12 protein-coding genes are annotated in these 12,404 nt (G+C 30.5%); 2 read left to right on the forward strand and 10 right to left on the reverse strand.

Translation table 11 applies throughout. From position 1 onward, the window contains the following. Position 1 precedes the first annotated feature (1 nt). The gene (locus G9F71_RS19995) at positions 2-730 is read left to right on the forward strand and encodes a type 1 glutamine amidotransferase (protein WP_164950599.1); all 729 of its coding nucleotides are present in this window, start codon (positions 2-4) and stop codon (positions 728-730) included. A gap of 70 nt (positions 731-800) precedes the next feature. On the opposite strand, the gene G9F71_RS20000 is transcribed toward G9F71_RS19995, so the two are convergent. The 4 genes from G9F71_RS20000 to G9F71_RS20015 form a co-directional block, all read right to left on the reverse strand. Next, complete coding sequence (locus tag G9F71_RS20000; RefSeq protein ID WP_164950600.1) at positions 801-2,078, reverse strand: helix-turn-helix domain-containing protein; 1,278 nt, start codon at positions 2,076-2,078, stop codon at positions 801-803. Between the two features lie 67 nt (positions 2,079-2,145). Then, entirely contained in the window at positions 2,146-3,444 is a 1,299-nt protein-coding gene (locus G9F71_RS20005; protein ID WP_164950601.1) for a helix-turn-helix domain-containing protein, read from the reverse strand. A gap of 196 nt (positions 3,445-3,640) precedes the next feature. Continuing rightward, entirely contained in the window at positions 3,641-3,817 is a 177-nt protein-coding gene (locus tag G9F71_RS20010; protein WP_125004469.1) for a YtxH domain-containing protein, read from the reverse strand. A gap of 18 nt (positions 3,818-3,835) precedes the next feature. Continuing rightward, entirely contained in the window at positions 3,836-4,798 is a 963-nt protein-coding gene (locus tag G9F71_RS20015) for a viroplasmin family protein (protein ID WP_164950602.1), read from the reverse strand. Positions 4,799-5,156: 358 nt separating this feature from the next. Between G9F71_RS20015 and G9F71_RS20020 the strand changes: the two genes are divergently transcribed. Further along, positions 5,157-6,917, forward strand: coding sequence for an ATP-dependent metallopeptidase FtsH/Yme1/Tma family protein (locus G9F71_RS20020; RefSeq protein WP_164950603.1), 1,761 nt, complete (start codon positions 5,157-5,159; stop codon positions 6,915-6,917). Positions 6,918-6,960: 43 nt separating this feature from the next. Here G9F71_RS20020 and G9F71_RS20025 read toward each other — a convergent pair whose 3' ends face one another. From G9F71_RS20025 to G9F71_RS20050, 6 genes are all read right to left on the reverse strand, one after another. Further along, the gene (locus tag G9F71_RS20025) at positions 6,961-7,965 is read right to left on the reverse strand and encodes a rhomboid family intramembrane serine protease (RefSeq protein WP_164950604.1); all 1,005 of its coding nucleotides are present in this window, start codon (positions 7,963-7,965) and stop codon (positions 6,961-6,963) included. Between the two features lie 50 nt (positions 7,966-8,015). Continuing rightward, positions 8,016-9,074 (reverse strand): HD-GYP domain-containing protein, encoded by a 1,059-nt coding sequence (locus G9F71_RS20030; RefSeq protein ID WP_164950622.1) that lies wholly within the window; start codon positions 9,072-9,074, stop codon positions 8,016-8,018. A gap of 16 nt (positions 9,075-9,090) precedes the next feature. Beyond that, positions 9,091-9,489, reverse strand: coding sequence for a DUF6762 family protein (locus G9F71_RS20035; protein WP_125004459.1), 399 nt, complete (start codon positions 9,487-9,489; stop codon positions 9,091-9,093). Between the two features lie 15 nt (positions 9,490-9,504). Beyond that, positions 9,505-9,930 carry a Fur family transcriptional regulator gene (locus tag G9F71_RS20040; RefSeq protein WP_125004457.1) on the reverse strand — a complete coding sequence of 142 codons (426 nt, stop codon included), beginning with the start codon at positions 9,928-9,930 and terminating at the stop codon, positions 9,505-9,507. Between the two features lie 193 nt (positions 9,931-10,123). After that, on the reverse strand, positions 10,124-11,584 hold the full coding sequence (locus tag G9F71_RS20045) for an aminoacyl-histidine dipeptidase (RefSeq protein ID WP_164950605.1): 1,461 nt from the start codon (positions 11,582-11,584) through the stop codon (positions 10,124-10,126). Positions 11,585-11,601: 17 nt separating this feature from the next. Then, entirely contained in the window at positions 11,602-12,150 is a 549-nt protein-coding gene (locus tag G9F71_RS20050; protein WP_125004453.1) for a manganese efflux pump MntP family protein, read from the reverse strand. Positions 12,151-12,404 lie beyond the last annotated feature (254 nt).

Consider the following 12,404-nt stretch of genomic DNA (forward strand, 5'->3'; position numbering starts at 1 on the left):
TATGGAAATTAATATTTGTCACTTATATCCTGATTTATTAAATGTATATGGGGATGTAGGAAACATTTTAATATTGAAGCACAGAGCAGAAAAGAGAGATATAAAAATAAATATTGTTAATATATCAATGGGCGATATTTTTAATGCAGAAGATTATGATATTGTATTTTTTGGCGGAGGACAAGATTATGAGCAAGCCATAGTTTCCCCAGACTTAATAGAATTTAAAAAGTCTGCTATTGATGACTATATACAAAGTGGAAAAGTTTTTTTAGCCATTTGTGGAGGATATCAATTGCTTGGGAAATATTATACTACTCCAGACGGCGAAAAGCTTGATGGTCTTGGTATTTTAGATATTTATACCGAAGGCGGGGATAAGCGTTTTATAGGAAACACAGTTATTCATAATGAGGCTTTTGATGAAACCTATGTAGGTTTTGAAAATCATTCTGGAAGAACTTATATTAATGACTTAAAACCACTTGGCAAAGTTCTAGTAGGATATGGTAACAACGGAGAAGATGGTTATGAGGGCTGCGTTTATAAAAACACCTATTGTACTTATTTCCATGGCTCCCTTTTATCTAAAAATCCGGAACTTGCGGACAGGATACTTACACTAGCATTAAACAATAAGTATAATGAGGTAGCACTAACTTCCCTTGACGATAGTTTAGAACTTAAAGCTAAAGAATTTATAATAAATAGGGAAACCTCAAATAAATAGAATTTTTTTCAGTAAATTTATACTTATATTTAAAATAAAAAAAAGATGTAGACTTAAGGAAATCTTAAATCTACATCTTTTTTTCTAATTGCAACGCTAAACTAAAATACTTTATAGACTCAGCTACACTAGCAAGTTTATGGTACATACTTCCCATTTCTAAGTAGCGCATATATATATCTTGCTTTCCACCAAATTTCAATAGAGAATCTAAAGATAAATTCATGTACATCTCTGCACTAGATGACTGTCCTTGTCTATCAAGAATAATAGCTTTGTAATAATAAGCTTTTTCAATAAATTTAATATCATCTAAATTTATTGCATAATTTAGAACTTCATCAGAAATAGTCTTTGCTAGTTCCAATACATCATTTTCAATGAGCTCATTAACACAATCAAGCATAAAGCTAACAAGCCCTATCATATTATCCTTAGGATAGCAGGCGAGTCCCTTATTTACATATTCAATCCCTTTATCTTTCATATTACAGTCAAACATTGTAGAACCATAATTGTAAATAGCTGTTGCCCTACTAGAATCTTTATCTTTATATAACTCATATGACTTCTTTTCATATTCCCCAAACTTACCATTTTTCATTCTTATAGATAGCATAGCCAACATATGGTATATTTCGGCTGCTTTAAATTCAGTATCAACATACTCTACCAAATCTAATAATTTTATTCCTACTTCATAAGCCTTTTCATAATTTTTCAACATAATATTACAAGCCGCTTCATTATAAGTGACTATAATTAATTTTTTATAATTAGGAATTTCATTATCGCTTAACCTTATCCTAACATTACAATAGTAGCTAGATGCTTGAAGGTATTCTTCTTTTATGTATAAATGCCTTGCCATATCTATATAGTAAGTCAGCTGGTTATCCTCTATAGTTGTTTTTAAATATAAATCGTAATACTCTGAAGTAATTGCTTGAGTCTTCTCAAAGTCTCTTTTATCTAAGTAAAAATTAAACAACATGTGTACTAGTTCAATAGCTAATTCATAGTAATTATACTTATGTGCAAATTCCAAATTGTAGCATGCTTTAGTTTCAAACTCATCATTTTTAGAATCTTGGCCACTCTCTACTTGTTCTCTCAATGCCTTAATATTTTCATCCACTTGTTCTCTTACATTTTCGTTTAAATATGCAATATCTATGTCTAATTTTTTGCTAATCAATTCTAAAATCCACGGTTCTGCCATAACCTTGTTGTTTTCTATACAGCTCATTTTAGATACTGAAATTTTGTTATCGCACATCTCTCTTAATGTATACCCCTTATATATTCTAGTTCTTTTTATCTTTTCTCCCGTTGATAATATCTCCATCCTCATCACCTATCTACAGATTAAATAACTATTCTATAAAACAAAATATAAAATAGCTTCATTAAAATTATTTAATTATTCCTAATTTGTTAAATAATTCCACACCTTCATTTAGATATTTAGCTGCATCCTTATCTCTTCCACCATCAATATAGAACTTTCCAAGCATTATATATATCTCGGCCGCTTCTTTTACTTTCTCTTGCTCTCTTACAAAATTTAGTGCCAATAATAAAGTGTTTTCTGCTTCATTCATATTTCCTTCTAATAAATCAATTCTATATTTTAATAAATAATATTGTTGTAATGCTTTATAATTACCCTCTTCTACATATTCTAAAATTTGCCCAAGTGCTACCTGGGCTTTATTTACATCCTTAAGCTTTATGTAATTTTCACATATATTAGCTAATGTGTCTATTAACTTTGAGTCATTGCTTTTTTTTCTAATTTCCTTTGCTTTATTTAAGTGTATAAAAGATTGTTCCACGTTTTCAAACTCATAAAATAATCTCCCTAAATTGTTCTCAATCTCAGAAATATATTTTAAATTATTAATTTCATAGAATACTTTTAAAGTGGCCTTTGAATATTTTATAGCATTTTTAATGTCGCTTTTTTCATTATATTCATTAGCGAGTAATAAAAGTGAATTAGCATATTCTTTCTTACTATCTATTTGCTTAAACTTTTCTTGAGCTAAATATGAATATTTTATAGCACTGTCCACATTTTCTAATTTAAAATAAGTGTAACCTATATAGTAGTATATTTCACCGAGTAGAAAATCATTTCCCATTTCGTTATCTACAAAAACCTTTTCAGCTTGTTGAAAATAACTTGAAGCAGACTGATAACCCTTAAGTTCAAGCGCTATTTTCCCAAGTTTTAGAAAAGTTTTAATTATCTCTTCATAAGAATTATTTTTGATGAAAATAACATTTGAGGAAAGAAAAACTTGTTGAGCTAATGCAATCTCTTCCCTAGCCATGTATATATCTCCTCTTAAGGATAAGTTTCTTGCTTTTCTATATTCCAATTTGTATTTTTCAGAATAATATAGTGATTTTTCAATGTTTTGCTCAGCTTGCACTAAATCGCTATTTAAAATAAGCGCTTCAGCGATATTTTCATAATACAAACATATTTTTTCAGCTTGAGTTTCTTCTGACTCCATTAGATATTCCACAGTTGTACTTAGTGCATTTGCTAAATATTCTAATAAATCCATGCTAGGATTAGATTTACTAGACTCAACAAGACTAATTTGTCCTGGAGTTATTCGATCTCCTGCAAGGTCTTTTAATGTCATATTAAGATCTTTTCTTTTTCGCTTTATTTTTTCACCTAAAGACAATATTTCCATAATCACTCTTCCTTTACTGGATGGTAATCTACATACTATTAATATTTAAACCATTCTTAGACAATTTTAATTCAATTATAACATAGTTTCTATTTAAACTGCAAAATTTTTGAATAAAATATGGAATTTTTAACTACAAAATTAAAGACTCCAAACCACACATTTTTCAATATGGTTTGGAGTCCTTTAGTTATGTTTATAAAATATAATCCTTAACGCTATCATACATATCTTCTGCCATGTTTTTTACCATTTTACCAGTTTTTCTAACTCTCCTTTTTGTACTTCTATCCATATTAGGAACAATCATCGCACTTGCAACTACACCAATTATAGCACCTGTTGTAATTGTTGATATAAGTTTACCACGCATAGGTAACACATCCTTTCTTTATTTATTATTTATAGCATGTGCATTTTTAAAATAATTAGTCTGTTTATTGCCCTCTAATAAAAAAATAATAAACTCTGATTTTTCTTTGCTAGTAAAATTATCAATTAAATTCTTAGCATATTCCGAGTTTGTATTATACGCGCTGGCAATCTCATCATACCCATATATTTTAGTTTTATCAGTATTATTTTTATCATAATTAGAATTTATAACATTTATATTTTTTTCTCCCATAGGAGCTATTTTCAAAATTTCCCTCTTTACCTCATCGCTAGCTACATTTATAATGTTTTTTGATAGCCACTTTTCTACAATCTTGTCTGAATTTATCTCTAATTTTTCTTTACATTTTTCATCAACAAGTTCATTAAATAAATCGCCCGTGTGACTATCTACCTTTACAAATATGATTTCTAATCCACTGCTTATGAGTTCTTGCATTTTCTTATAATATTCCTTTGAAGATTCTTCTCGCCGCACCCAAAAGCCTGTAGCATGGTAACAAATACCTACATAATCATGGAATATTACTACCTTGCTTTCACCACTCTCCAGGGCATACTGAGCCCCTTTTATTGCTCCTTCTAGTTCCCCTGCTATTTGTCTTATATTTTTTTCTGAATCACTTTTCCCAGCTCCACTCTCTATATGTAAAACTACATCCTTTTGCACAGCCACCATTCCATAGGAATACTCCTGCGTTGAAGCATTATAGCTTCCATCAACATAAACATGAAGACAATCTTTTGGATAAGTGTTATCTGCTTTTTTAAGTGAGTTTCCTGCATCACTTAAAAACTTTTCAGCTTCATTTACATCCTCAAAGCTCTTATATTTAGCTCCTTTTATGCCTTTTACATATTTTAAGCACTCTGCCCAAGTGTTAACTATTTTATTTTCTATTTTTTCATTGGTAATAGAATTAAAGCCTTCTTTTATTGCATAAACTTTCTTTCCCATTTTATCAATTCTCCTTATTTTAGATCTATCATAAATAAATTATACAACAAATCATGAATTTATCAATTGCAACTTTTACAATATTTACATTTCCAAATTCTATGAGTATCGTTGGACAAGTCTTTATAAAAATATTATAATAGCCCTTATAGTCCACATAGATTTTTAGTACAGACTATATCACTTCAATATATTTTTGGTACAGTTTATAACATTCATAAACTAATATCAACAACAAATATAAAAGTATACTCAATAAATCAGTAAAAATAATGTAAGATATATTACGCGAAAGGATGGTGAATGAAGCGACGCAAAAGCTATATTAAAGCTATAGTGGTTTTGTCGCTTCGAGCTTATGAATAAAATTAAAAACAAGTATATTTTATTTCCTGTTATCACTGCAATTTTTTCCTTAGTATTTCTCGTTTTTGTGAGTAATACCTTTAAACTATCTAAAGATAAATTGTATGTGGATTTTCTTAAAGATACCACCTCAAATAATATATCCAGTGTATACGTAACTACATCTCCTAAAATTCAAGTTAAACTTAAAGATGGTACTATTTATCAGACTGATAATCCAAGAACAAATAATTTCAAAGAAAATTTATTAAAAAGTGGTATAAATGTTTCTGAGCAAACACTAACTAATCCTGCTGAAATAGCTTCTATTGCAGTTTTTGTAATATCACTTATAGTTCTTGGAATTATGGCCTTCAAATCTTCAAAGATAAAAACAAAAAGTATGTTCTCAGCTACAAATCTTGATGTAGCTGCAGTAGAAGATATAGGTTTTAATTTTGAAAATGTAGCCGGCAACGAAGAAGCTAAAGATAGTGTACAGGATGTAGTAGATTTCCTTAAAAACCCTGAAAAATATTCTGCTTATGGCGCTAGAATGCCAAAAGGAATAATTTTATATGGAGATCCAGGAACCGGTAAAACCCTACTTGCAAAAGCTGTAGCTGGAGAAGCAAATGTACCTTTTTATGCGGTCTCGGGTTCTGATTTCGTACAAGTATATGTAGGGGTAGGTGCTGGCAGAATTAGAAGCTTATTTAAGAAAGCAAGAGGTCACGGCCGCGCAGTTATATTTATTGATGAGATTGATGCTATTGGTAAGAAAAGAGATAATGGAAGTGGTGGTGGTTCTGACGAAAAAGATCAAACACTTAATGCTCTTTTAACAGAGATGTCTGGTTTTAATGAAACAGAAGGCATAGTTATAATTGCAGCAACTAATAGGCTTGATATGCTAGATCCCGCTCTACTTCGCCCTGGCCGTTTTGATAGACATATCGAGGTTACCTTACCTGATGTATCTGCCAGAGAGAAAATTTTAAAACTTCATCTTGAAAATAAACCTATTAAGGATATAGATTATGGGCAGTGGGCACACAAAACTTCATATTTTTCAGGTGCAAAGCTAGAGAACTTAACCAATGAAGCTGCTATTATTGCTTGTAAGGAGAATGCTTCATTTATTAAAAATGAACATTTAGATAAAGCTTATTCAATAATGTTAGCGGGTTATGAAAAAGTTGACAGGGGTTATATTAAAGCTGAAGATAGAAAAATTACTGCCTTCCACGAAGCAGGACATGCTTTAATTTCACTTAAAATGCTACCAAATGATAAAGTATCTAAAGTTACTATAATTCCAACTACCAAAGGTGCAGGCGGCTATACCTTAAGTATTCCTGAAGATAGATTATATCAGAACAAGGAACATTTAAAGAAAAAAATAATGGTACTTTTAGGTGGTAGAGCTGCTGAAGAGATTATTTTCGGACAGGACTCTGTAACCACAGGTGCTTGCAATGACCTTCAAAGAAGTACCCAGCTTGTAACAAACATGGTAACAGAATATGGTATGGGTGAAGCATTAGGACTGCTCACTATGGATAAACTAAGTGATTCAGGTCTTACAAATCAAGAAGCAGTATTTTCAGAATGTAAAAACTTAATCTCAGAATTATATGAAGAGGTTAAAAATATTCTAATGGATGGAAAAGAATCGCTAGAAGCTGTGACAGATTTATTAATCCAAAAAGAAACTATATATTACGAAGATCTAATTAATATTATTAGAGATAAAAGCCATAATGTTGCATAAAGCTATTCAGCCCCCCAAGGTAAATCTCTGGGGGGCTGAATGATTACTCTTCTGTTTTAAAACTTACTAAAAAGGCTATAAGCATTCCACCAATAAGTCCACCTATATGAGCAAAATTATCAATATTTGGTAGCGTTACTCCGATAAATATATTTATAAATATAACTGATAAAATACTTCTTATAAACCCCTTTCCAGTTTTACCTTTAGCCTTAATTGCAAAAACAAGTACTGCACCCAAGAGTCCAAAGATTGCACCGGAGGCTCCAATGGAAACACTTGTTGAAAAAATATAACTAAATATAGAGGCGCATATGCCAGAAGCAAAATAAATAGCAATATACTTTGCCTTTCCATAAACCTTTTCAACCATCGGACCAATAGAATAAAGTGAATACATATTCACACCTAAATGCACAATACCACCATGTAAAAACATACAAGAAATAAATCTATAATACTGTCCCTTTGCAATTAGCTCATTAACTTTAGCACCAAGTAGAACTAAAACATTAATATCGCTATTAAACATGCTCCCTTTTGCATAAACATAGCTCAAATAAGCTGTAACTAAGTACATTATAACATTTATAGCTATAATACCTATAGTAACCCAAGGTTTATCCGCTAAACTTATTTTTTCACTATTGCTTTGCAAATTGTTATTACTCATTACGCTTGCCAGTTCCTGTACCACTTGCAAATTTACATTTTCGCAGTAGTTCACTTTTTTATCTTTTATCTCCACTCTAATCAATGGTTTTTCTAATAAATTATTTATTGAAAGAGCTTTTGTATCACTTTCCATACTGAATTCATCCTCAGAGAATAATATATATATATTATTTTTATCCTCTGGAATATCATATTGTTTTAATCCATCTAAGCTTTGAGAACTAATAAATATTAATCGATAGGAATCCCCATTAATATCTTTGCTCACTGTCCATAGATCAGATTTATCATCCCTACTTCTAATATCCTCTAATAAATATCCATATTGCTGGGTAATTCCCTTTATAACAATTTTTATAGTCTTTTCATTCATATTTTACTCCTATAGGGCGTCACCCACGTGGCAAGTGGATGACACCCATATCATATTATTGACTTCACTACAATATTTTGGTTTTGTAGCAAATCTATTTCATAAAATTTAATAGGTTTCCTAGTATCAGTTTCATAAAGCACTCTTATTACAGGCCTATCAGGAAAATTTTTATTTTGCCTAATAACATACCCTTCAACTCCGTTAGATAACCTTAAACAAATACCTAATGGAAATACTGAAAATGTTTCTTTGAATCTTCGCACTATTTCTTCATCAAAAGCATTTCCAGATCCTGCTAAAATTAACTCGTAAGCATCGCTAGGATTAAATTTTTCTCTATAGGTTCTATCATTACTTACAGCATCATAAACATCACAAACACAAATTATTTTTGCAAACTTAGAAATTTCATTGCGGGCAAGTCCAAATGGATATCCCTTTCCATCAACTCTTTCATGGTGATGTTCCACTGCTTTTAAAACTCCAGTAGATATGGACAAATTCTTTTCTAAAATACTCCGTCCATAAGTAGGATGCTTCTTAATTTCTTCAAACTCTTCAACTGTTAGCTTTCCTGCTTTAGTTATTATCTCTTTGGGAACTTTAATTTTACCTATGTCATGAAGGATTGCTCCAATGCTTAGTTCCTTTAATTCACTTTTCTTAAGATTCATTGACAGTCCAAGAAAAATTGCCATAATTCCAGTATCTATAGAGTGGAGATATGTGTAATTATCATAAGTTTGAATGTCGAACAAACTTTTATTTACATCACCCATGGTAATAATATAATTAACTAAGTCTTCCACTATTGCTAATGATTCCTTAGTACCTTTTATATCTCCCCCAGTTACATTTTTCATTATTTTAGACATATTTTTCATTGTCGTTGATTTTAAGTTACTTAATTTTTCATCTTCTATGGATATATCATCTAATCTAGCATCTTCCACATATACATAAAAAACACCTAATTGTTTAAGTTTTTCGATATATTGCTGCGTCAACTTAACTCCTGTTCGTAGTAGAATACTTCCGTCATTTGTAAGTATATTTCGCCCTAGAATTTCATCACCCTTTACACTATTAATAAATTCGAGTCTCATGGCCACTCCTATACATCTATTTGTATTCTTCCTCTTTTCCTTTGATTTTTTCAAAAACTTCTCTAAGTTCCTGCTTTATTAATTCACATATTTCAATTATAGCTTCATTAACAACCATATGTTCTTTTGAATACTCGAATCTAACTACCCATGTTGGATTATATTCATCATCCACAGCCTCAATAGAATATCCTTTATTTCTAAAGGCTTCTTCATTAAAATAATCATAAATTGCTGTAAATTGCCACTCTTCCACATCATTATGAGTGTCAAAAAATAAATTTATTGATTCTCCATAATAATTTAATTTTGTAACAAATTCTGCACCTTCAGAAGCTTCATAGCTTCCAAGTTCCTTAACAAATTGATTAGTCTCTTTATCTATTTCCATTAAAACTAACGAAGAAAATTGCATAAAACTCATCCTCTCTTATTTATTACATTTATTACATTCTTTACATTCCCTACAAATTCCTTTTAAATAAACATGACTTTCTGTAAGCGTTATTCCTGTCTTTGCTTTTATTTGTTCTTCTATTTGAGGTATTGGGCAATCTATAACCATTTCCTTATGACATAAATCACATTGAATTATATGTTTGTGAGCATTGGTAATCAGGGTATAGTTATACATATTGTTTCCCAAATCAAATTTATTTAAAATCTTTTTACTTTCAAGCAAATCTAAAGTCCTATATACCGTGGACAAGTCTATTTTTATGTTGTCCTTTGTAAGTATAGAGTATATGAGATTTGCATTTATAGCCTCACTACTTGCAAGTATAATTTCCAATATGCTTTTTCTTGGTTTAGTAACCTTAATATTGTTGTCCTTTAAATATGAAATTACATCCATCTACATCACCTTACTACATTATTATAACAATTATAATATACCTCAATCCGCTCACCAATACAAGCAGTGCTTTAAATATTGCATTAAATTTTTATTTTTAATTATGGCCCCCTATCTTACAAAAAGGCTCCTACAAAAGTAGAAGCCTTTCTAAATAAACCAAAATGTGTTTATCCACAATAATGGATTTTGATTATTTTATTTCCTTAAGTATTGCTACTAAAAAACTCCACATTCTATCTGTTGAAGAGATACTTAGGTGTTCTTTAGGAGTGTGTACATCGTATATATTAGGTCCGAAAGATATTTGATCAATCTTGCCTCCAAATTTTTCACTAATTAATCCACACTCAAGGCCTGCATGTATAGCTGCTATTTCAGGCTTGTTACCATTTATATCATTATACACTTTTTCTAGTATAGTCCTTATTTGAGATTTTGGATTATATTGCCATTCTGGGTAATCAGATTGAAATTCTATAGTTGCTCCTGTCATTTCTGCAAGTACTATAGTTTCATCACATATAGCTTTCTTTAATGTCCTTACAGAACTTCTTACTGCAGAATCAAATACTACCTCTTTATCAGAAGTTGTAAGAACTCCTATGTTGGTTGAACTTTGTACTAAGCCTTCAATTGCCATACTCATATTTTTAACTCCATTTGGAATAAGGAAAAGTATTTGAAGTGCTTTTGTTGCAGTGTCATCAGAAAAAGTTCTTTTTACTTTATTGTCCATTATTTCCATAGCTAAATTAACTTCTGGATCAGTTACAGTTAGTTCGTTTTTCAATATAGCATTCCACTGTGCTATTTTTTCAATAACTATTCCCTTATCATTTTCTCTAAACAATATAATAGCATCAGCTTCACGAGGAATTGCGTTATTTTTAGCTCCTCCATTTATGTTGTTTATCTTGAAGTCAATGGTTGATTTTAAATCCATTAAGAAACGGCCCATAAGCTTTATAGCATTTCCTCGTTCTTTATTGATTTCCATTCCAGAATGGCCGCCGTTTAACCCTATTAATTTTATTTCACAGTTTATAAAGTTTTTATCTGATTCTTCCCAAGTTATTGGAAGCACTATTTTTTCTCTTACTCCGCCTGCACAACTTACTAAAAGTTTGCCTTCTTCTTCTGAATCTATATTTATTAATATTCTTCCATCTAAATTTTTAGGGTCTATAGCCTGAGCTCCACCCATACCTGTTTCTTCTTCAGTAGTCACTAATAATTCTAATGCTGGATGAGAAATATCAGTAGCTGCAAGTACTGCAAGACCAAATGCCACTGCAATTCCATTGTCTGCACCTAAAGTAGTGCCACCCGCTCTTAAAAAATCTTCTTCTACAATAAACGCAATAGGATCTTTTTCAAAATCATGCACTACTTCTGTATTTTTTTCACAAACCATGTCCATGTGACCTTGAATTATTATAATTGGCGCTTTCTCATATCCTTTTGTAGCAGGTTTTTTAATTATTACATTTAATGCACTATCTTGTATTACATTTAAATTATGCTTTTTAGCAAAGCTTACTAACCAATCGCTTATTGCTTTCTCATTACCAGAACCTCTTGGAACCTCATTCATCTCTTTGAAATATTTAAATGCCTCATATGAATTTAAACCTTTTAATTTTTCTAACATTTTTATCATCCTTTCTTTTAAAAAAACATCATTTTTAGCCCGAAAATTATTAGGATTGTTCCCCCAATATAATCTGCATATTTGCCTACAACTTCTATCTTTTTTAAATACCTAGAAATTATAAAGGCTAGTGTAGACATTATAAGGGTTATTCCCCCAATAAACAATGTATCTTTAAATAATACAACCTTTGTTATATTATTTAATACTGTAAAGCCTACCACCATTGCATCTATACTTACAGACATTCCCAAAATAAGATACATCTTAGGTTTAAGTAGTGGACACTTGCCTTCATTTTTAAAACCTTCTACAATCATAAGTACTCCAACCAAAGATATAATCATACCGCCAATTATGATTGGCAAGGTCGCTACATATGTGTTAAAAAGGAATCCAACATAAGCCCCTATATATGAAAATAAAAATTGAAATAACCCAAATGAAATAATAAAGCCTATCTTATTTACTGATTTAGTTTGGTTGTTTAAGCCTATACATAAAGCTACTCCAAAAGCATCTAAAGATAGTGCTAAAGCAATTGTAAATAATGGGTATAACTCCATAGTTTTTCCTCCCAAAGTAATCCTCTACAATATATTTAGTCTAATTTCACTATTATTATTCCAATTTTCTGATTCATCATGTATAGCTTTTCATATATCATTATGGATTATTATGTCTTTCTTGTCAACTGTCATTTAACAACAGTCGCCAAGGAAATTAACCCATTTATTCATTTTAATGTCATGTAATTTAATTATTAGTTGTGCATACTGCCTCTTATGAACTATAATATAAAAGGACTTATACTAGGAGG

This window comes from Clostridium sp. FP2 (assembly GCF_011065955.2).
Lineage (GTDB): Bacteria > Bacillota > Clostridia > Clostridiales > Clostridiaceae > Clostridium_AD > Clostridium_AD tagluense.

What these genes read in the sequence shown, in the direction of transcription:
- G9F71_RS19995 (WP_164950599.1), top strand. Translation starts at nt 2, where the DNA reads ATGGAAATTAATATTTGTCACTTATATCCTGATTTATTAAATGTATAT.
- G9F71_RS20000 (WP_164950600.1), bottom strand. Translation starts at nt 2,078, where the DNA reads ATGGAGATATTATCAACGGGAGAAAAGATAAAAAGAACTAGAATATAT.
- G9F71_RS20005 (WP_164950601.1), bottom strand. Translation starts at nt 3,444, where the DNA reads ATGGAAATATTGTCTTTAGGTGAAAAAATAAAGCGAAAAAGAAAAGAT.
- G9F71_RS20010 (WP_125004469.1), bottom strand. Translation starts at nt 3,817, where the DNA reads ATGCGTGGTAAACTTATATCAACAATTACAACAGGTGCTATAATTGGT.
- G9F71_RS20015 (WP_164950602.1), bottom strand. Translation starts at nt 4,798, where the DNA reads ATGGGAAAGAAAGTTTATGCAATAAAAGAAGGCTTTAATTCTATTACC.
- G9F71_RS20020 (WP_164950603.1), top strand. Translation starts at nt 5,157, where the DNA reads ATGAATAAAATTAAAAACAAGTATATTTTATTTCCTGTTATCACTGCA.
- G9F71_RS20025 (WP_164950604.1), bottom strand. Translation starts at nt 7,965, where the DNA reads ATGAATGAAAAGACTATAAAAATTGTTATAAAGGGAATTACCCAGCAA.
- G9F71_RS20030 (WP_164950622.1), bottom strand. Translation starts at nt 9,074, where the DNA reads ATGAGACTCGAATTTATTAATAGTGTAAAGGGTGATGAAATTCTAGGG.
- G9F71_RS20035 (WP_125004459.1), bottom strand. Translation starts at nt 9,489, where the DNA reads ATGCAATTTTCTTCGTTAGTTTTAATGGAAATAGATAAAGAGACTAAT.
- G9F71_RS20040 (WP_125004457.1), bottom strand. Translation starts at nt 9,930, where the DNA reads ATGGATGTAATTTCATATTTAAAGGACAACAATATTAAGGTTACTAAA.
- G9F71_RS20045 (WP_164950605.1), bottom strand. Translation starts at nt 11,584, where the DNA reads ATGTTAGAAAAATTAAAAGGTTTAAATTCATATGAGGCATTTAAATAT.
- G9F71_RS20050 (WP_125004453.1), bottom strand. Translation starts at nt 12,150, where the DNA reads ATGGAGTTATACCCATTATTTACAATTGCTTTAGCACTATCTTTAGAT.